At 61.5% G+C, this 19,997-nt stretch carries 20 protein-coding genes and 1 tRNA gene; 15 read left to right on the top strand and 6 right to left on the bottom strand.

The features are described 5' to 3' along the window. Positions 1-154 precede the first annotated feature (154 nt). Together mutY and mutM are read right to left on the bottom strand one after the other, a co-directional pair. Complete coding sequence (gene mutY, locus ACH2DG_RS08995; protein ID WP_395025599.1) at positions 155-1,237, bottom strand: A/G-specific adenine glycosylase; 1,083 nt, start codon at positions 1,235-1,237, stop codon at positions 155-157. A gap of 80 nt (positions 1,238-1,317) precedes the next feature. Then, positions 1,318-2,130 carry a bifunctional DNA-formamidopyrimidine glycosylase/DNA-(apurinic or apyrimidinic site) lyase gene (gene mutM / locus ACH2DG_RS08990; protein WP_395025598.1) on the bottom strand — a complete coding sequence of 271 codons (813 nt, stop codon included), beginning with the start codon at positions 2,128-2,130 and terminating at the stop codon, positions 1,318-1,320. Positions 2,131-2,227: 97 nt separating this feature from the next. Here mutM and ACH2DG_RS08985 point away from each other — a divergent pair, with 97 nt between their 5' ends. From ACH2DG_RS08985 to pth, 7 genes are all read left to right on the top strand, one after another. Further along, positions 2,228-3,952: a tetratricopeptide repeat protein gene (locus ACH2DG_RS08985; RefSeq protein WP_395025597.1), complete on the top strand. Its 1,725-nt coding sequence runs from the start codon at positions 2,228-2,230 to the stop codon at positions 3,950-3,952. Continuing rightward, complete coding sequence (locus ACH2DG_RS08980) at positions 3,949-4,479, top strand: outer membrane lipoprotein LolB (RefSeq protein ID WP_395025595.1); 531 nt, start codon at positions 3,949-3,951, stop codon at positions 4,477-4,479. Before ACH2DG_RS08985 ends, ACH2DG_RS08980 begins: the two co-directional genes overlap by 4 nt. Positions 4,480-4,503: 24 nt before the next feature. Further along, positions 4,504-5,358, top strand: coding sequence for a 4-(cytidine 5'-diphospho)-2-C-methyl-D-erythritol kinase (ispE, locus tag ACH2DG_RS08975; protein ID WP_395025593.1), 855 nt, complete (start codon positions 4,504-4,506; stop codon positions 5,356-5,358). A gap of 40 nt (positions 5,359-5,398) precedes the next feature. After that, a tRNA-Gln gene (locus ACH2DG_RS08970) sits at positions 5,399-5,475 on the top strand. Positions 5,476-5,530: 55 nt separating this feature from the next. Beyond that, on the top strand, positions 5,531-6,493 hold the full coding sequence (locus tag ACH2DG_RS08965; protein WP_395025591.1) for a ribose-phosphate pyrophosphokinase: 963 nt from the start codon (positions 5,531-5,533) through the stop codon (positions 6,491-6,493). Between the two features lie 128 nt (positions 6,494-6,621). Further along, positions 6,622-7,212 (top strand): 50S ribosomal protein L25/general stress protein Ctc, encoded by a 591-nt coding sequence (locus ACH2DG_RS08960; protein ID WP_395025590.1) that lies wholly within the window; start codon positions 6,622-6,624, stop codon positions 7,210-7,212. Positions 7,213-7,390: 178 nt separating this feature from the next. Beyond that, positions 7,391-7,999: an aminoacyl-tRNA hydrolase gene (gene pth / locus ACH2DG_RS08955; RefSeq protein WP_395025589.1), complete on the top strand. Its 609-nt coding sequence runs from the start codon at positions 7,391-7,393 to the stop codon at positions 7,997-7,999. A gap of 72 nt (positions 8,000-8,071) precedes the next feature. On the opposite strand, the gene ACH2DG_RS08950 is transcribed toward pth, so the two are convergent. Continuing rightward, entirely contained in the window at positions 8,072-8,329 is a 258-nt protein-coding gene (locus tag ACH2DG_RS08950) for a YfhL family 4Fe-4S dicluster ferredoxin (RefSeq protein WP_395025588.1), read from the bottom strand. Positions 8,330-8,525: 196 nt separating this feature from the next. Here ACH2DG_RS08950 and ACH2DG_RS08945 point away from each other — a divergent pair, with 196 nt between their 5' ends. The 7 genes from ACH2DG_RS08945 to ACH2DG_RS08915 all read left to right on the top strand — a co-directional run bounded on the left by ACH2DG_RS08945 (position 8,526) and on the right by ACH2DG_RS08915 (position 16,892). Beyond that, a complete protein-coding gene (locus ACH2DG_RS08945; protein ID WP_395025586.1) occupies positions 8,526-9,488 on the top strand; it encodes an ABC transporter permease in 963 nt (320 codons plus the stop codon). A gap of 3 nt (positions 9,489-9,491) precedes the next feature. Next, positions 9,492-10,400 (top strand): ABC transporter permease, encoded by a 909-nt coding sequence (locus ACH2DG_RS08940; RefSeq protein WP_395025585.1) that lies wholly within the window; start codon positions 9,492-9,494, stop codon positions 10,398-10,400. 9 nt (positions 10,401-10,409) lie between these two features. After that, entirely contained in the window at positions 10,410-11,441 is a 1,032-nt protein-coding gene (locus ACH2DG_RS08935; protein ID WP_395025583.1) for an ABC transporter ATP-binding protein, read from the top strand. Continuing rightward, complete coding sequence (locus tag ACH2DG_RS08930) at positions 11,438-12,295, top strand: ATP-binding cassette domain-containing protein (protein ID WP_395025582.1); 858 nt, start codon at positions 11,438-11,440, stop codon at positions 12,293-12,295. The genes ACH2DG_RS08935 and ACH2DG_RS08930 overlap by 4 nt, the downstream gene beginning before the upstream one ends. Before the next feature lie 216 nt (positions 12,296-12,511). Beyond that, on the top strand, positions 12,512-14,002 hold the full coding sequence (locus tag ACH2DG_RS08925) for an ABC transporter substrate-binding protein (RefSeq protein WP_395025581.1): 1,491 nt from the start codon (positions 12,512-12,514) through the stop codon (positions 14,000-14,002). 119 nt (positions 14,003-14,121) lie between these two features. Beyond that, a complete protein-coding gene (locus ACH2DG_RS08920; RefSeq protein WP_395025580.1) occupies positions 14,122-15,528 on the top strand; it encodes an amidase in 1,407 nt (468 codons plus the stop codon). Between the two features lie 14 nt (positions 15,529-15,542). Next, complete coding sequence (locus ACH2DG_RS08915) at positions 15,543-16,892, top strand: tetratricopeptide repeat protein (protein ID WP_395025578.1); 1,350 nt, start codon at positions 15,543-15,545, stop codon at positions 16,890-16,892. A 120-nt stretch (positions 16,893-17,012) separates the two neighbouring features. On the opposite strand, the gene ACH2DG_RS08910 is transcribed toward ACH2DG_RS08915, so the two are convergent. Next, positions 17,013-17,870: a LysR family transcriptional regulator gene (locus ACH2DG_RS08910; RefSeq protein ID WP_395025577.1), complete on the bottom strand. Its 858-nt coding sequence runs from the start codon at positions 17,868-17,870 to the stop codon at positions 17,013-17,015. Between the two features lie 117 nt (positions 17,871-17,987). On the opposite strand from ACH2DG_RS08910, the gene ACH2DG_RS08905 reads away from it, so the two are divergent. After that, a complete protein-coding gene (locus tag ACH2DG_RS08905; RefSeq protein WP_395025576.1) occupies positions 17,988-18,380 on the top strand; it encodes a 4-oxalocrotonate tautomerase family protein in 393 nt (130 codons plus the stop codon). A 25-nt stretch (positions 18,381-18,405) separates the two neighbouring features. On the opposite strand, the gene ACH2DG_RS08900 is transcribed toward ACH2DG_RS08905, so the two are convergent. Together ACH2DG_RS08900 and ACH2DG_RS08895 are read right to left on the bottom strand one after the other, a co-directional pair. Further along, positions 18,406-19,065 carry a LysE family translocator gene (locus ACH2DG_RS08900; protein ID WP_395025575.1) on the bottom strand — a complete coding sequence of 220 codons (660 nt, stop codon included), beginning with the start codon at positions 19,063-19,065 and terminating at the stop codon, positions 18,406-18,408. A gap of 83 nt (positions 19,066-19,148) precedes the next feature. Beyond that, positions 19,149-19,997, bottom strand: coding sequence for a DUF429 domain-containing protein (locus ACH2DG_RS08895; RefSeq protein WP_395025573.1), 849 nt, complete (start codon positions 19,995-19,997; stop codon positions 19,149-19,151).

Below are 19,997 nucleotides of genomic sequence, written 5' to 3'. Positions count from 1 at the left end.
TGCCTGTGCTTGTCTAAAACCATAGCATCTTGCGCGCTCCCCTTCTGGATTTCATGGAGAAAATCATTCAAATCTCAGCCATGGAGCGTGCGTACAGCTCTATTTTTGATAGCCACCTGGGTAACCAAGCTACCAATAAGGCTGGAGTCGCCGTTCAGCCCTGCAGCAAATTGCGCACGGGCGCAGGCAAACCCAGCGCGGACAGTTGATCGCGCCGGTACCAGCCCCCGGCCGTCGCTGGTAGCGGTGGGTTTTCGGCGTGAATCCGCTCCGGGTGCAGATGCAGGTCCTTGTGGGTGAGCACATGCAGAAACGGTGCGAGCGCCTCTGGCGCAGCACCGCCCCAATCCTGGGCGGCCTGCTGCAATTGCGCTTCGGTTTCGTACACTGGCAGGCAGTACAAGCTGGCCCATATGCCTTTGACCGGGCGCTTTTCCAGCCAGATGGCGCCGTCGGCGCGCTCCACCCACAGCAGCCACCAGCTGGCAGAGGTGCGCTTGAGCTTCTTGGTCTTGACCGGATAGCGTTCGGGCGCTCCTTCGCGCCGCGCTGCGCAGCTGCCATGCACGGGGCATAGCAGGCAACTGGGCTTTTTGGGCGTACAAATGGCAGCGCCCAAGTCCATCATGCCTTGGGTGTAACGCGGCATGGAGGTGGAGAGGTCAGTGGTCGGCAGCAGGTCTTCGGCCAGCGCCCAGAGTTTTTTCTCGGCTGCGCTGCTGGCCAGATCGTCCGAGAAACCCAGCGCCCGTGTCAACACCCGTTTGACGTTCGCGTCCAGAATCGCCGCGCGTGCGGAAAAGCAGAACGATGCAATCGCGCTTGCAGTCGATCGCCCAATACCGGGCAGTGAAGCGAGTTCTTCAACCGTGCGGGGAAAGGCGCCGCCAAAACGCGACATGACTTCCTGCGCACAGCGGTGCAGGTTGCGCGCCCGGCTGTAGTAGCCCAGGCCGCTCCACAGCGCCATCACCTCTTCATCACTCCCTGCCGCCAGGTCTGCAACGGTCGGAAAGCGCTGCAGGAACCGCTCGTAGTAGCCCAATACCGTGGTGACCTGCGTTTGCTGCAGCATGATTTCTGACAGCCACACACGGTACGGGTCGCGGGTGTTCTGCCAAGGCAGGTGGTGGCGCCCGTGGCTTTGCTGCCAGGCGACGATCTGTTGTGAAAATTGACTCAAATCTAGACTCGAAAAAAGAAAGAGCTGCGAGCAGTGCGCATCGGAATCTGCCATGGCATACCTTCGATGCAAGAGTCCGGTCAAAGACGATCAATGACGGGACTGGCCGGGCCACAGGTCGCCTGCACCACTCCCTATCTCTGGCACTTGCGGCAATAGTACGTGCTGCGCTGGCCTTGCTTGATCGCAACCACCGGCGCCCCGCACTGCTTGCAAGGCTCCCCTGCCCTTCCGTACACATTGGCCTGCGCCTGAAAAGCGCCTGCATAGCCGTTGACCTGCACAAAATCCTTCAAGGTGCTGCCCCCCAACTCGATGGCTTTTCCCAATACCCGGGGAATGGCCGTGTGCAGGCGCTGCGCCTGGACCTTGGTCACCTTGTTTGCAGGTTTGGAAGGCAGAATGCCCGCGAGGAACAACACTTCGCTCGCATAGATATTGCCAACCCCAACCACCAGTTGCCCGCCCAGCAGCAACTGCTTGATTGGCGTGCTGGAGCGTTTGAGCCCGTCTGCGAAATAGTTCAGGCTGAACCCTTCGTCAAACGGCTCCATGCCCAGATGGTTGAGCAGCTTGGCTGCCATGTCCGAGGCGATATCCGGCGCCCATACCACGGCACCAAAGCGTCTGGGGTCATGCAAGCGCAGGACACCCCGGTCCGTCACCAGATCGAAATGGTCGTGCGGCCCGGCTGGCGGCAAGGTCGGCGCGATCTGCAGACTCCCCGACATTCCCAGGTGCAACAGCAGGACGCCCTGGTCCAACTGCAAAACAATGTATTTGCCCCGTCGCAGAACCTGTTGCACCATGCGGCCGGCAAGCGTTGCGGGCTCAACCCCCAGCGGCCAGCGCAAGGGCTTTCCAAGCGAGATGCGTTCAATGGTGGCGCCCTGCAAGGGCTGAACCAGTCCGCGTCTTGTCACTTCCACTTCTGGTAACTCAGGCACTGTTTTCCTTCTGCATGGCTCGTGGGCTATCGTTTATTATGGGCTGATGAAGCACGCTCTCCGATATTTGGCATATTTTCTGGCAACCGGTTTGACCGTGCCTGCGCTGGCAAATGCAAGCCCCACCGCGCAATCCCATCCTTCCGCAAAAAGGCAGAGCATCGCCTCTGCAGAACGCGCGGAAGACGCCCAGTCCCAGCTGGACGCCGAGCTTTTCTACGAGCTATTGCTGGGCGAAATGTACGCCAGCCAGGGTGACGCCACCACCAGTGTGGAACTGCTTCTGGATGCTGCGCGCCGCACCGGCGACGAGAAGGTATACCAACGGGCCGCGCAAATTGCACTGCTCTCCCGCTCTGCCCAGAAGGCCGGCATGGTTGCCCAGGCCTGGAGGCAGGCACATCCGCAATCGCGCCAGGCCAGCCGCTATTTGCTGCAGGTCATGCTCTCGACCAACCACGGCGAAGAAACAGGCGCACTGCTCAAGCAGGAAATTGCCCTGGCCAAGCCCGACGAAAAACTCGAATGGATTCGCGCCATACCCAGCATCTACCGGCGTGTCAGCGACCAGGCGCAGGCCGCTCGCATTGTGCGCGAGGCGCTGACGCCTGAACTGGAAAATCCAGCCACCGGGCCTGACGCCTGGGCAGCCATTGGCACCATGGAACTTGCCGCAGAGCAGCCCGCGGCCGCGCTGGAAGCTGCGCGCAAAGCGCTATCGCTCGATGCCAGCAACCAGGCTGCCGGCCGACTGGCTGCGGCCCTTGTTGCTGCCAATGTGCCCGAGGCCGAATCACTGGTCACCGACTTTCTCAGCAACTCCAAAAGCGCCGATGCGCATCTGGCCTATGCCCGCAGCCTGATGAATGCCGACCGCCTGGAGGAAGCCCAGAAGCAGCTGAACGAGGCTACGCGGATCGATCCCAGCTCTGCCGATGCCTGGATTCTCAAGGCGGCGCTGCAGGCCCAGCTCAAGCAGTATTCGGATGCCGATGTATCCCTGCTCAAACTCGACACCTTGATCGACAAGTTTCCGTCCCAGGTCCTGCAGCGGGAAGTGCGCATCCAAAGCCTGATGCTGCGCGAACAGATGGCAGAAGCCCAGAAGAAATGGGAAGAAGCCGAGCACTGGGCCGATGAAATCGCCAAAACCGGCAACCAGCCCCTGGCAACACTGCGCAAGGCATCCATCCGCATGCAGCAAGGCCAGTTTGAGGCGGCAGCCGCCTTGCTGAACGACTTGCCAGAAACCAGCCCCGGGGAAATTCGCACCAAGCTGTCTGCGCAGGTTCAGTTGTACAAAACCGCAAAGAACTACACCCAGGCGCTTGAGGTGCAATCCAGACTGGTGGCTATGCAGCCCAACGACCCGGATCTGCTTTACGAGCAGGCCATGCTTGCCGAGCGCGCCGACAAGATCGAAGAGACGGAAGCACTGCTGCGCAAGCTCATCGCGCTCAAGCCCGATCACCACCATGCCTACAACGCGCTGGGTTACCTGCTGGCAGACCGTGGCCTCAAGCTCGACGAGGCCAAGTCCCTGATCGAAAAGGCGCTCAGCATGGTGCCTGGCGACCCCTTCATTACCGACAGCCTGGGCTGGGTGGAATACAAACAAGGCAATCTGGAGCAGGCCGCACAGTTGCTGGAAAAAGCCTACACCAAGCAGCCCGACCCGGAAATCGGTGCGCACCTGGCTGAAGTCTGGTGGAAGCAAGGCAAGTCCAAGCCCGCAGAAGAGTTGCTGCGGGCTGCCAGAAAGGATGCACCGGACAATGAAACCGTGCTCAAGACCTTCAAGCTCCTGGGCATTGCGCCATGACGTCTGTGACAGGTTTGAGCAAGGCACTCGCCAGAAGGCGCTTTTGCGCCACACTGGCGGCCGGGACGGCATTGGCCCTGCTTGCAGGTTGCGCAACGCCCCAGCGGCAATTGACCCCAACGGCTGATGCAGGCTACTGGAGCGGGCGCATGTCCGTGCAAGTGCTGAGTGCGCCGCCGCAGACGACCAGTGGCAGTTTTGAGCTGTCCGGTAGTCCACGCCAGGGCGAACTGGTATTGCTCAACCCACTGGGCAGCATTGTCGCCCGCGTCCATTGGACGGAAAAGCAAGCCAGCGTCACCCAAGGCAATACCGTCCGCGAAAAGGCTTCGCTCGATGAATTGACCGAGGAACTCCTGGGCGCCAACCTGCCCATCGCAGCACTTTTTGACTGGCTGCAGGGCCGCAATACGCCCGCAGCGGGCTGGCAAGCCGATCTGGATGCCTTCAGCGACGGAAAAATCACCGCCCAACGCACCTCGCCCCTCCCGGAAGCCAGCCTGCGTATCGTGCTTGAGCGCCCTTAGCCCCTTGTTGAATTGATCCGCACCATGCGTACGCTGTACGACGTCCCCGCTCCGGCCAAACTCAATCTCTTTCTGCACATCACCGGCCGCCGTGCAGACGGCTATCACCTGCTGCAGTCGGTCTTCATGCTGATCGACTGGGCCGATGAACTGCATTTTGAAACCAGCCCCTCCGGTACCATCACCCGAGAAGACCTGGGCACGCCCTTGCCCGCAGACGACCTGATCACCCGCGCAGCGCGCGCGCTGCAGCAAGCCACAGGCTGCACGCAAGGTGTCCATATCGGTGTTCGCAAGCACCTGCCTGCGCAGGCTGGGATGGGAGGCGGTTCGTCCGATGCCGCCAGCACCCTGCTGGCGCTCAATCAACTGTGGAATCTGCAACTGAGCCGCAAGGAACTGCAACGCATCGGGCTGCAACTTGGAGCCGATGTTCCGTTTTTTATTTTCGGAAAGTCGGCTTGGGTGGAAGGAATCGGTGACATAATACGCCCACTCGAAAACGAGCAGCAGCTAGCAGACACCGCGCTGATAGTTGTGAAGCCGCAAGAAGGCCTGGATACGAAATTAATTTTTTCGAACCCCAACCTGAAACGTGATTCAAAAGCTGCTACAATTTCGGACTTCGCTGCAAAGCACTTTGACTTCGGTCAAAACGACTTGCAGCCGGTCGCAGAAAGCCTGTGTCCATCGATAAAAAAAGTCAGTGACTTTCTTGAATCGCAAGGATTACATGCTAGAATGACGGGCTCAGGCAGTGCAGTGTTTGCAGTGAAAAAGCAAGCTATTAGCTGCCAAAGCAGTTTTTCACAAGACTGGACAGTGAAAGATTGCAAAAGTCTTTTTGCACATCCATTGATTGGATGGACGAAAGACTAAAGGTTTTTAGGAATCAGTGTTGCTTAGCATTGATTCTTGTAGGGGAGTCGCCAAGCTGGTTAAGGCACCGGATTTTGATTCCGGCATGCGAAGGTTCGAATCCTTCTTCCCCTGCCAATTTCTTACCGCGCAAAAGCAGCGCTCACAGCTAACCCATACCCACTGGGACGCTATGCAAAACCATCATCCAGACTTCATGGTTTTCACTGGTAACGCCAACACAGGCCTTGCCACTGAAATTGCACAACACCTTCACACCTCTTTGGGCGCAGCCGATGTAGGCCGTTTCTCCGATGGAGAGGTCACGGTGGAGATCAAGCAAAACGTTCGCGCACGCGACGTTTTCATCATTCAGCCCACCTGTGCTCCAACCAATGACCACCTGATGGAATTGCTGGTGATGGTGGATGCATTGAAGCGTGCGTCGGCCGAACGCATCTGCGCCGTGATTCCCTACTTTGGCTATGCCCGCCAGGATCGCCGCGTGCGCTCCACCCGCGTGCCCATCACCGCCAAGGTGGTCGCCAACATGCTGCAGGCCGCCGGCGTGAGCCGCGTGCTGACCATGGACCTGCACGCAGACCAGATTCAGGGCTTCTTCGACATTCCGGTGGACAACATCTACGCTTCGCCAGTTCTACTGGGCGATCTGCGCCAGAAGAACTACGAAGACCTGATCGTCGTATCGCCGGACGTTGGTGGTGTGGTGCGCGCACGCGCCCTTGCCAAGCAACTGCAGTGCGATCTGGCCATCATCGACAAGCGCCGCCCCAAGGCCAATGTGTCTGAAGTGATGCATGTCATTGGCGATATCGATGGCCGCAACTGCGTCATCATGGACGACATGATCGACACCGCAGGAACCTTGGTGAAGGCCGCCGAAGTGCTGAAGGAGCGTGGCGCCAAGAAGGTCTACGCCTACTGCACCCACCCCATCTTCTCGGGCCCGGCCATCGAACGTATCGGCAATGGTGCAGCGCTGGACGAAGTCGTGGTTACCAACACCATTCCCCTGTCAGCGAGCGCCCGCGCTTGCGGCAAGATTCGCCAGCTGACTGTGGCTCCGCTGTTTGCAGAAACCATTCACCGCATCGCCACGGGTGAATCGGTGATGAGCCTGTTCCAGGACGCCTGATTATTTTTCGGGCATTGCCCAAAAAATAATCATCTGCTAAAATCGACTGTTTTCGCTGGCCGCTGCACATGCAGCGGCCTTTTTAACCGGGTAGGCTGGTCGCGGCCTGTCCCCATTGGAGTATAAAAATGAACGTTGTCGCTTTTGCGCGCGCTAAGCAAGGTACGGGTGCGAGCCGCCGCCTGCGTAATTCTGGCCGTACGCCTGGCATCATCTACGGTGGTGCAGCCGAGCCTCAATTGGTTGAAGTGGATCACAACACGCTGTGGTACGCCCTCAAGAAGGAAGCTTTCCACGCATCCGTGCTGGAAATGGATCTGGACGGCGCCAAGAGCCAAGTGCTGCTGCGCAATGTGCAGTACCACCCCTTCAAGCAACTGGTCCTGCACGTTGACTTCCAACGCGTGGACGCCAACACCGTGCTGACCATGAAGGTGCCTGTGCACTACTCTGGCGCCGAAGAATCGCCTGCAGTGAAGATCGACAAGTGCATGGTCACGCCAGTCGTGACCGAAATCGAAGTCCGTTGCATGCCCAAGGATCTGCCTGAATTCATCAGCGTGGACCTGAGCAAGCTGGAAAAGGGCGCTACCCTGCACCTGAACGATGTGGCTCTGCCTAAGGGCGTGACCCTGGTTTCCCACAGCAATGCTGCCGTGATCTCCGTGGCTGCTCCTGCTGGTGGCGCTGCTGACGAAGCCGCTCCTGCTGCCGAGTAAGCACACAGGCATGACAGCGCATTGGCGCTGAAATACCCAAAAAGGCTGCATTGTGACCAATGCAGCCTTTTTTCATCTCCATGCCCCATCAAGACAATAGCTCTTCTTCAGAAGGGCATCGCCCGCACCCTGCAGAGGGCTCGGAATGCCACCTTCGCTGCACCGATAATTCTCGCCCATGATCAAGTTGTTTGTTGGCCTCGGCAACCCCGGACCGGAATACGAAGGCACCCGCCACAATGCGGGCTTCTGGTGGATCGATGCGCTCGCCAGCCATCTGCGCGTACAGCTCACCCCCGATCGAAACTACTACGGCCTCGTCGCCCGCACAACGGTGCAAGGCGAATCCATCTGGTTGCTGGAGCCGCAGACCTTCATGAACCTCTCCGGCAAGTCGGTAGGCGCTCTGGCGCGCTTTTTCAAGATCAAGCCAGAAGAGATTCTGGTTGCGCACGATGAACTCGACCTGCCCCCCGGCCAGGTCAAGCTCAAGAAAGGTGGCGGCCATGGTGGCCACAATGGCTTGCGCGACATCCATGCGCAACTGGGCTCACCCGACTACTGGCGCCTGCGCATCGGAATAGGCCACCCCGGCAACAAGGAAGAAGTGCCCCACTGGGTGCTGCGCAAGCCAGCCCCCGACCAACGCACTTTGATTGAAGACAGCATCATCCATGCCATGCAGGCCGCATCGGAGCTCCTGTCCGGCGACATGGAAAAGGCCACCCTCAAGATCCACACCACCAAACCGGCCCGTCCCAAGCCTCCACGGCCAGCGGGCACCTGATCTTGCCCCCAAATACCCAAAAAGCGCCCTGATGGCGCTTTTTTCGTTTTGGACGATGAACGAAGCAGCGGGCTACAAGCCCTTCTCTGCCTGAAGACGCAGGTACTTCTGCATCAGCGTCTCCTGATTCTCCACAAACTCGGGGTTGACTGGAATACACGCTACCGGACAGATCTGCACGCATTGGGGTTCGTCAAAGTGCCCTACGCACTCGGTGCATTTGTTCGGCTCGATCTCGTAGTACGCCTCTCCCATATAGATGGCATCGTTCGGGCATTCAGGCTCGCACACATCGCAGTTGATGCACTCATCGGTAATCATCAAAGCCATGGTTGCACCTCCATGTTGGAATGCAGCAAAAAGTGTGACATGAGCGACATTATCCCGCCTTCGCCTTCGCCATACTCGCGTCTTTGCGAGTAAGCATGCATGGTGTGCCGGAATTTTTCGCGTTATGCTGGCAGCGCTTACCAAGACAAGAGTCTTCGCTATTGTTTTTGAGAACACTTAACCACGACAGCCGACCATGGGTCTTTTTTTCCTCAAGCGCACCCTCACGCTGCTGCTCACACTGCTGGGTACGTCCATCGTCGTGTTTCTGGTGCTTGAAATACTGCCCGGCAACGCAGCCCAGATGCTGATGGGGCCTGATGCCGCGCCCGAAGCCGTGGCAGAACTGGCCGAACAGCTGGGGCTCAACCAGCCTGCCTGGGAACGCTACTGGCACTGGATCAGCGGCCTGGTGCAACTCGATCTGGGCAACAGCTACAGCTACGGCACTCCGGTGCTGGAGCTGATTTCCGAGCGCCTTGCCCTCACCGTTCCGCTGGCAGTGATGGCCATGGTCATCACCACCGCCGTGGCCCTGGTTGCCGGTATCTATGCTGCCAGCCACCACAACAAGATTGGCGACGTCAGCGTCATGGGCCTGGCGCAGCTGGGCATCGCCATTCCCAACTTCTGGTTTGCCATTTTGCTGATCCTGCTGTTTTCGGTGCAGCTCAAATGGTTTTCGGCAGGCGGCTTTCCGGGCTGGACGGAGGCATCGGGCGGCTCGTTCTGGGGCGCCATCAAGGCGCTGATGCTGCCCGCCGTGTCGCTGGCCGTGGTGCAGGCAGCCATTCTGGCGCGCATCACGCGGTCTGCCGTGCTGGAAGTGCTGCGCGAGGATTTTGTGCGCACCGCCCGTGCCAAAGGCCTGTCCCAGCGTGCTGCGCTCTACAAGCATGTACTGCGAAATGCACTGATTCCCGTAGTCACCGTCATGGGGCTGCAGTTTGCCAATCTGCTGGCAGGCACCATCGTGGTGGAGAACGTGTTCTACCTGCCAGGCATGGGACGGCTGATTTTTCAGTCCATCGCCAACCGCGATCTGATGGTGGTGCGCAATTGCGTCATGCTGCTGGCAGCCATGGTGGTGGTGGTCAATTTTCTGGTCGATCTGCTCTACGCCATGATCGACCCCCGTATCAAGGCCAGTGACATCTAAGCTATGAGCCAGCCCTCTTCCCCTCTGGCAGCGCCGCTGCCGACTACGGCGCTTCCGGTGCACGCGGCTCCCGCAGCCCCCAGCTTCTGGCGCCGTGCGCGGCGCAATCCCAGCTTCGTCATCGGCGCTGCCCTGACGTTCGCGCTCCTGTTGGCCGCAGCGATTTCCTACCTGTGGACGCCCTGGTCTCCCTACGATATCAACATGGAAGCCAAGCTCCAGGCGCCAACGCTGGCGCACTGGCTGGGCACCGATGCCTATGGCCGGGATGTGGCGTCGCAATTGCTGGTGGGCGCGCGCAATTCGATTCTCGTGGGCCTGGTGGCAGTCGGCATTGGCCTGACCATCGGCACCGCCCTGGGCCTGCTGGCGGCTGCCAAGCGCGGCTGGGTGGAAGAGGCCATCATGCGGCTGTCCGACTTCACCTTTGCCTTTCCCGCCATTCTCTCGGCCATCATGTTGACGGCAGTGTTTGGTGCAGGCATTGTCAACTCCATCATTGCCATCGGCATCTTCAATATTCCGACCTTTGCACGCATCACCCGCGCCTCGGCCAATGCCATCTGGTCGCGAGAGTACATCCTGGCGGCCCGCTCCTGCGGCAAGAACAGCTGGAGCATCACCTGGCAGCACGTGCTGCCCAATATCCTGTCGGTTTTGATCGTGCAGGCCACCATCCAGTTTGCACTGGCGATTCTGGCCGAGGCCGCGCTGTCCTACCTGGGCCTGGGCACACAGCCGCCACAACCGTCCTGGGGCCGCATGCTGAGCGAAGCGCAGACCCTGATGTTCCAGGCCCCCCTGCTCGCTGTGTTTCCGGGCGTGGCGATTGCGCTGTCGGTGCTGGGCCTCAATTTGCTCGGCGACGGCCTGCGCGATCTGCTCGATCCCCGTCTGGCCCGCAAACGCTAAGGATTGGCCATGGCTTTGATAGATGTATCCAACCTCAGCATCCAGCTCCAGACGCACCGAGGCCCGGCACGGGCCGTGCGCGACATCAGTTTCCAGATCGAGCGCGGGCAGGCACTGGGGTTGATTGGCGAATCGGGCTGCGGAAAATCCATCACCGCCATGGCGCTGATGGGTTTGCTGCCCGAATCTGCGCAGGTGAGCGGCAGCGCATTGTTTGACGGCCACAGCCTGGTTGGCCAGCCCGACCGCTGGTGGCGCACGGTGCGCGGCAACCGCATCGGCATGATCTTTCAGGAGCCAATGACGGCATTGAACCCTGTGCAGACCATTGGCCACCAGATCAGCGAGCCCCTGCGCCTTCACAAGGGCATGAGCGCACGCCAGGCCCGCAACGACGCCATTGCCTTGCTCGATCGGGTCGGGATTGCCCAGCCAGCGCAGCGTTACGATGCCTACCCCCACCAGTTCTCCGGCGGCCAGCGCCAGCGCATCACCATCGCGATGGCGCTGGCCTGCGGGCCCGATCTGCTGATTGCCGACGAACCCACCACGGCGTTGGATGTGACCATCCAGCAGCAGATCCTCGATCTCATCAACAGCCTGGTGGCCGAACGCAACATGGCACTGCTGCTGATATCGCACGACCTGGGCGTGATCTCGCAGAACGTCGACAAGATGGTGGTGATGTACGGCGGCACCGTGGTCGAGTCCGGCAGCACCGAGGCGGTGTTCGAGCACATGGCCCACCCCTATACCCGCGGCCTGCTGGCGGCGCGCCCCAGCATGCAGCCGCGTGTTGATGGCAAGCCCCAGCGCCTGCAGACCATTGCCGGCACCGTGCCGGAGCTGGTAGACCTGCCCGCCGGTTGCACCTTTGCCGGACGCTGCAGCTTCACCCAGCCTGCCTGCGCCGCGCAGGTGCCGCCTTGTATTGATCTGGGTGCTGGTTTGGCAGGAGAACCCGGCCATGCACACCAGGTGCATTGCCTGCGCCCCGAAGCCTACGCAACAGCCGCCACCGACGCAGGAGCCACCGCATGAGCCATACCCCTTTGCTGGAGATTCGCGATCTGGTGCGCACCTACACCCTGCCCCGCGAAAAACTCTTTGCCCCGCCGCCCACGGTCGAGGCGCTCAAGGGCGTGGGCTTTTCCCTCCAGGCAGGCAAGAGTCTGGGCGTGGTGGGTGAGTCGGGCTCTGGCAAATCAACCCTCGCACGCCTGGTGATGGCGCTTGACGCGCCAACATCCGGCCAGGTGCTGCTGCAGGGCCAGGACCTGCACCGCATGCCAGCAAACGACCTGCGCCGCGCACGCAAGGATTTCCAGATGGTGTTTCAGGATCCTTATGGCTCGCTGGACCCCCGCCAGACGGTGGAGCGCATCGTCAGCGAGCCACTACAGGCACAAGCCGACAGCAGCCGCGCCGAGCAGCGCACCCGCACCATCGAGGTGTTGCAGCAGGTGGGGCTGCGCCCACAGGATGTGGACAAGTACCCGCATGAATTCTCTGGCGGCCAGCGCCAGCGCATTGCCATTGCGCGTGCCCTCATCACCAAACCCCAGCTGATCGTGGCCGACGAGCCCGTCAGCGCACTCGATGTGTCCGTACAGGCCCAGGTGCTCAACCTGATGCAGGACCTGCAGACCGAGTTCGGCATCACCTACATGCTGATCAGCCACGATCTGGCTGTCATCAACCATCTGTGCGATGAAGTGGTCGTGCTCTACAAGGGCGAAATCGTGGAGCGCGGCACGCCCGCGCAGCTGTTCCAGCACGCGCAGCACCCCTACACGCAAAAGCTGGTGGGTGCAGTGCCGCAGGTGCGGTCCCGGCGGCGCCATCTGCAGGCTACACAGGCCGTGCAGGCGCAGGCCATGCCAAGTCCTGTATAACCTGGGTCTCAAGGTTCTGTCTTTGCAGGAGCGTGGCACGTCACCTGAGGTGCAGCACACAAAAATCATAGCGGCCAGCGAACAGTGCTCTTGGCTTTAGGCCATAAAGTGTTTGACACTGAAACAGCTGTGTGCGCTACCCGCTCTTATTTTCAGAGCAGAACCGAAGACCATGAATCCGTCATCCGCTAAAAAATTGTTCCAAGGAGTTCCTGGATGCTGAACCGTAGAAATCTGCTTGCCGCAGGCGCACTGGCCCCGCTGCCACTGTGGCTGCCCGCCACCGCCCAAGCGCAGAACAAGAAAGACACCGTTGTACTCGGCATGACGCTGGAGCCGCCAGGGCTCGATCCCACAGCCGGGGCAGCCTCTTCCATTGCGGAAATCACCCAGTACAACATCTATGAGACGCTGACCAAGGTCAATTCCGATGGAAGCGTATCGCCCCTGCTGGCCGAAAGCTGGGAAGTCTCGCCCGATCTGAAGACCTATACCTTCAAGCTGCGCAAGGGCGTCACCTTCCATAACGGCGAGGCCTTCAACGCCCAGTCGGTCAAATTCTCGTTCGACCGCGCCGCTGGCGAAAAAAGCACCAACAAGGACAAGCGCACCTTTGCCAACCTGACGGCCCAGGTGGTGGATGAGCACACCGTCGTGATCCTCAACAAGGAAATCGACCCTGACCTGCTGTTTGTGCTGGGCCAGGCCACCTCCATCATTGTCGACCCCAAGAGCGCCGACACCAACGCCACCAAGCCCGTGGGCACCGGCCCCTACAAGCTGGGCAACTGGAGCAAGGGCGCATCGATCACCCTGGAGGCCTGGCCCCAGTACCGCAATGCCGGCACCATTCGCATCCGCCGCGCCACCTTCCGCTTCATCTCGGATGCTGCGGCCCAGGTGGCCGCGCTGCTGGCGGGCGACGTCGACGTATTCCCACGTGCAACGCCACGTGGCGTGGACCAGTTCAGATCCAACCCACGCTATCAGGTGGTGACCAGCGGATCGCGCGCCAAGACCATCGTCGCCATCAACGAGCGCCGCAAGCCGCTCGATGATGTACGCGTGCGCCGTGCGCTGTCGGCCGCCATAGACCGCAAGGCCGTGATCGCAGGTGCCGCCGAAGGCCTGGGCGTGCCGATCGGCAGCCACTACGTGCCCGGCGCGTTCGGTTATGTCGATACCACCGGCATCAACCCCTATGACGTGGAGAAGGCCAAGAAGCTGCTGGCCGAAGCCGGTGTCAAGACGCCGCTGCAACTGACCATGACGCTGCCCCCCACGCCGTATGCGCGCCAGGGCGGGGAGATCGTCGCGGCCCAGCTGTCCAAGATCGGCATCGACGTCAAGCTGCAGAACGTGGAATGGGCGCAGTGGCTCTCTGGCACCTACACCAACAAGAACTACGACCTGTCGATCATCTCGCACGTCGAGCCGTTCGACCTGGAAAACTACACCCGCCCCGATTACTACTGGGGCTACAAGTCGGAAAAATTCAACAAGCTGTTCGAGCAGATCAAGCTGGAAGCGCGCCCCGCCGACCGCGCCCGCCTGCTGGGCGACGCGCAACGCCTGCTGGCCGAGGACGCCGCCAATGTCTACCTGTACCAGCCGCAGTGGATCACGGTTGCCGCCAAGAACCTGCGCGGCCTGTGGAAGGACATGCCGATCTTCGTCAACGACCTGTCATCCATGTACTGGGCATAACCGGCCTGGCTTGCTACGCTAGCGGCAGGGCCTGTTTGCCTCAAGCCAAGCCCATCACAGGCAACGTGCCGTGATGGGCTTTTTTCATTGAACCCCAACCGATTCCACTCACTGTCTCCATGACCGCGCTGCACGATCTGCCCGCCACCGAGCTCCTGGCCGCCTACCACAGGCACGAGCTGTCCCCTGTCGATGTCATGCAATCCGTCATCGACCATGTATCGCGGTGGGAGCCACGGCTGTGCGCCACCTACCTGTACCGCCCCGAGCAGGCCCTGGCGCAGGCGCGCGAAAGCGAAGCGCGCTGGAGCAGGAACGCACCAGCCGGTCTGCTGGACGGCGTACCCGTCACCATCAAGGAAAACATTGCCACGCAAGGCGACCCGCTGCCCGCAGGGACAGCCGCCGTCAAGCTGGTGCCAGCGGCTGCCGATGCACCGCCCGCAGCCCGCATGCGGGAGGCAGGTGCCATCATGTTCTCCAAGACCACCATGCCCGATTACGGCATGCTGTCGTCAGGCCTCTCCAGTTTTCACCATCTCGCGCGCAACCCCTGGGATCTGAGCAAGGGCCCGGGCGGCTCCAGCGCTGGCGGCGGCGCGGCCGCCGCAGCTGGCTACGGTCCGCTGCATATCGGCACCGACATCGGCGGCTCGCTGCGCCTGCCTGCCAGCTGGTGCGGCATCTACAGCCTCAAGCCCAGCCTGGGCCGCATTCCGATCGATCCACCCTACACCGGCCGCGCCGCGGGGCCGATGACACGCACCGTAGCCGATTCGGCACTGATGATGCAGGTGCTCTCCGCCCCCGATGTGCGCGACACCATGAGCCTGCCCGCGCAAGACATCGCGTGGGGCTCGGTCGCAACCACAACACCCGATTTCGTCCGTGGCAAGCGCATCGGCCTGCTGCTCAATGCAGGCTGTGGATTGCCGTTGGAGCCCGAAGTCAGGGCTGCCGTTGAACACGCCGCCCATCTGCTGCAGGAAGCGGGCGCGCAGGTCACGCGTATGCAGCCTTTCATGACGCAGGCCATGCTCGACGGCATGGACCATTTCTGGCGCATGCGCTCGTTCACCGACATGCAGGCGCTCAGCAGCGAGCAGCGCGACAAGGTGCTGCCCTATATTCGCGCATGGGCCGACAGTGCCCAGGGCATGAGCGGCACGGAGGTCTTCCACGCCAGTCAGCAATTCCACCTGGTGCGCGTTGCCACTGTCCGCGCCACCAGCGCGTTCGACTATGTGATCTCTCCGGTCGCGCCCCATGTGGCTTTCAAGGCCGAATGGGCGGGGCCCACCAACGACCCGATGCGCCCGCTGGAGCATATCGGCTTTACCGTGCCCTACAACATGTCTGAGCAGCCTGCGGCCTCCGTCAACTGCGGTTACACCGCAGCTGGCCTGCCCATCGGCCTGCAGATTGCAGGTGCCCGGTTTGACGACCTGGGCGTTCTGCAGCTCTCGCGTGCTTTCGAGCAGATCCGCGATCCACAACACCCCTGGCCGCAGCCACCAGCGGCATAAGAGAGGAATGCAGCATGGGCGCCCAGCACGACCTGTACGGCAATCCGGTCAGCAGCGATACGGCCGCCTTGCCCTATCTGAACGACTTTGTCGAAGGCTTTGCCGCCTGCGAGATGCGCGTGCTGCGCCTGCTGGAGATTGCCGGGCAGGATGACAGCCCGCTGGTACAGATCTGGAGCGCCGCGCTCCATCTGTTTGCAGAAGATGCCCGGGCTGCCTCCAATGCACGCCCATTTTTGCAGCGCGCATGTGCAAGGCAGGCGCATGCCAATGCCCGCGAAAGGCTCTGGCTGGGGGCCATCGAGGCCTGGGCCGATGGCAACACACCCATGGCGGCAGAGCGGCTCGAAGCGCTGGTGCAGCACCATCCCCGCGATCTGGCAGCGTTGAAGCTGGCGCACTACCACGCCTTCAACCTGGGCGATTCTCCGGCCATGCTGCGCATGGCGCTCACGGCCCAGCCGCACTGCGCCGATGTGCCCTACTTTCACGGCATGCTGGCCTTTGCCTATGAGCAATGCCACCTGCTGCGCCAGGCAGAAGGTGCGGCACGCCACGCGGTGCACATGCGCTTCAAGGAGCCCTGGGCCCACCATGCGCTCGCCCATGTATTGCTGACCGAAGGCCGTGTGAACGAGGGCCTGGATTTCATGCAGAGCGCCAGCGGCAGCTGGAGCGGCCTCAACTCCTTCATGCAGACGCACAACTGGTGGCATCTGGCGCTGTTCCTGATGGAGGACGAACGCCACGACGAAGCCCTGCAGTTGCACGACAGCCAGGTCTGGGGCGTGGTGCCCGCCTACTCGCAGGACCAGATCGGCTCCATCTCGCTGCTCGCGCGGCTGGAACTTGAAGGGGTCGATGTGGGCCAGCGCTGGCAACTGCTCACGCCATACCTGCTGCAGCGCCAGCACGACCATGTGCTGCCTTTTCTGGATCTGCAATACCTGTACGGCCTGGCGCGCGCCGAGCAGTGGGAGGCCGCGCAACAACTGCTCGCCAGCATGCAGCGCCACGCCGATGCGCAGAAACACCCCCAACTGCGCGCCATCTGGCAAGAGGTCTGCCTGCCCGCAGCGCGAGGCGTGCTGGCCCATGCGCAAGGCCGGTACCAGCAAGCGGCCCGGCAATTGGGACCGCTGATTGCACGCCTGGTGGAAATAGGCGGCAGCCACGCCCAGCGCGACCTGTTCACCCAGCTGTACTGGAGCGCATTGCGCCATACCGGCCAGTGGACGGCCTTGCAGAACCTGGTGCAGCCCTGGCGCAACCAGCAGCCGCAGTCCAAACGGCTGGCACGGCACATGCAGCGCATCTACCAAGGGCTGGGCCTTCCCCCTGCCCTGGCAAATTCAGAGAACTAAGAGCCGCTAACACAACCCAGCAAATCGTAGATTTGCGGTTGAGACGAGGAGTGAAGCCGCAGGCAGTACAAAAGTACGACAAGGCAAAGCAACGACGTATCAAGGGTTGTGTTAGCAGCTCTAAGACACCCAATCCGACTGCAGCAATGCCCGCACCTGCTGCACCAGCGCGGATTCAGCGGCGCGCGCCGGCAGCAGGCCAAACTGCACCCGGGTGAGGCTGGGCAAGCCTGCCTCGGGCATGACAGGCGCCATGTTCTGCGTCAGAGTCGCCGCGTTGATACACGCCACCCCCAAGCCTGCAGCAATGGCCGATTGCAAACCCGCTACCCCGGAGGCCTGGTGCGCCACCACATAGTCCACCCCCTGCTGCCGCAGGCGGGCTTCGGCATATTGGCGCAGCGCGCAGGTCTCGGGCAGCACGAGCAGCGGCAAGGGCTGCCCGACCTCTGGCGCCCATTGGCGTGCGCGGGCCCAGACCAAGGCTTCCTCCGGGCCCAGCGTCTGCAAAGGCTGCTTGAAGGGAGGCGTTGCCATCACCACGCCCAGATCGCACTGGCCCTGGGCATGCGCCGCCTCCACGTCGGAGCTTTTGAGAACGCTCACCTCCAGCCGCACTGCGGGATGCTGCTCTGCCAGGGCCTTGAGCATGCGTGCCAGCGCGTCGGGCTTGAAGTAATCGGTGACGGCCAGCTTGAGAGCGCCCTGCAGCGCCACGCCACGCATGTCGCGCAAGGCATGGTCTGCCATGCCCACCAGCGCTCGTGCATGGCCCAGCAGTTGGAGGCCCGCTGCCGTGGGCACCACGCCTGTCTTGCTGCGCAGCAGAAGGGGCTTGCCCACGCAGTCTTCCAGTTTTCTGATCTGCTCGCTGACGGCTGACTGCGACAGGAAAAGCTGGGGCGCTGCAGCCGTCAGGCTGCCTGCATCCGCAACAGCCATCAGGGTTCTGAGCTGTGCGAGATCAAGATGGGCCATGATTGATCCAACGGTTTAACAGATGACATCAATCATATCTTCCCGTTTTACAGATGCATAGAGGGCTTTCAGAATGGAGCCATCGATCCTCTTTCAAGGTTTTTTCAGGAGAACACCATGCCCCACATCGCCATCCAGCTTTCCGGCCCGCGCAACGCCCAGCGCCAGCAACAGATCAGCGAGGCCATTGCCCAGTTGACGCAGGACATTCTGGGCAAGCGGCCCGAGGTCATCGCCATCACGTTCGCACAGGTTGCGGCGCAAGACTGGTGGATTGCAGGCAAGACCCTGGAGGAATTGGGCCAGTCGGCATTTCAGCTGGATATCAGCATCACCGACGAAACCAACACCAAGGCAGAAAAGGCGCGCTACCTGCAAGCCGTCTATGACACGATGGCCGCGCTGCACCCGCAGTTGCACCCGGTGTCATACGTGCATGTCATCGATGCCCGCGCTGCTGCCTACGGCTATGGTGGCAAGACGCAGGAATACCGCTATCACAAGGCGTGACAAGAGCGCATCCCCGCGCAGCGCGTCAACGCTGCGACGTGGCCAGCTTCACCGCCAGCCCCACAAACACCACGGCCGTGATCTTGTTGAGCCAGAACTGCGCCCGTGGCGAGCGCAGCAGCAGATTGCCAAAGGCGCCGGAGAACAGTGCAATGGCGCCGAACACCAGAAACGCCGCCAGAATGAACACCGCGCCAAAGACAAAGATCTGCGGGCCGACCGGGCCGATGGCGGGGTCGGCAAACTGCGGCAAAAAGGCCAGAAAGAAGATCAGCACCTTGGGATTGGTGAGGTTCATCACCACGCCACGGCGCACCATGGCCAGCAACTCCTTACTACTGATTTCATAGCTACTGGCGCTCGCTTTGCTTGTTCCATTGCCTGATTTCTCTGCTGAAACAGGCGCCCGCCACGCTCCCCAGGCCAGGTAGGCCAGATAGGCTGCGCCGCACCACTTGAGCACGGTGAACGCAATGCTGGATGCTGCAAACACCGCCGCCAGCCCCAGCGCCACCGCCGTGGTGTGCACGACCACCCCCAGGCACAGGCCCACCACCACGGCAATGCCAACACGCCAGCCACGCTGCACCGATTGCATCAGCACAAACAGGTTGTCGGGCCCCGGCGACAAGGCCAGCAGCACCGCAACACCAAAAAAAGCAACCAGGGACTGAAGGGTAGGCATAGGAGGTATCCAGGCAACTCACTGACAAAGGCGGTAATCGGCACATTATGGCTTGCCGCCTGCCAATTGCATTCTGGACGCACTTACGCGCGCGACAACGGGGCAGTCACAATCCAGCCTTCCAGCGGGTCCGCGCCCGTAGGCAAACCGTAGTGCGCATCGCCCTGCAGATGACGGCTCAGGCCCCAAGCCGCCTGCAGCATGCAGATGGCGGCATCCAGGTGATCGCCGCTCGCGTCCTGCAACATGCATTCCTGCTGCGCTGCACTGGCACTCAGGCGCAGCTGCAACGAGTGATCGCCCTGCAGCAGGGCCGCCAGGCAATCTTGCCGCGCAGCAGCGCGCTCGGGCGTCTGGCTTTGCCTGTCATCGCTTTTGTAGCTGCGGCGGCCAATCAGCTCGCGGGCCAGCAAGCCGGGATAGGCTTCCAGCGCGACCTTGCGGCTCCTGCGCCGCAGCAGGCCTGGAAAATCGGCTCCCGCGGCAAGAAGGCGCGGCACACCGGCATGCAGCATGTAAGCCACAGGCGGGTTGACCCATTTCATCGACGGGCTGGAGCCCGCCGGGCCATCGGTGGCGCGGTGCGCAAACTTGCCGCCAACGGGCCGCCCGGCGCAAAAGGCCTTGAACTGCTCACGAATCAGGGCGCGATCCAGGCCTGCATAGTGCTGCACGCAGGCTTGCCAATCGGTAGGCCAGCCCAGTTGCTCCACCAGTTCGCGCGGCAGCGCAAATGGCAAATCAAAGCCGCCCACCCAGGCGATGTCCTGCGCGAGAAAATCGCTCCACGCATCCAACGTGGAAAAAAATGCAAAGCCTTGCAGCTGTACGCTGCGGCTGGCCGCATCCCAAGCGCCATACGCCTGCACAATGGGTTTTCGCCTGCCGGGGCTGCTGCTGAAATCACACCCCAGCACCATGGGAGGCGGCAT

The sequence above is a fragment of the Comamonas odontotermitis genome (assembly GCF_040396735.1).
GTDB classification, from domain to species: Bacteria; Pseudomonadota; Gammaproteobacteria; order Burkholderiales; family Burkholderiaceae_C; genus Comamonas; species Comamonas odontotermitis_C.
This window is presented reverse-complemented; position numbering and strand designations above follow the sequence as displayed.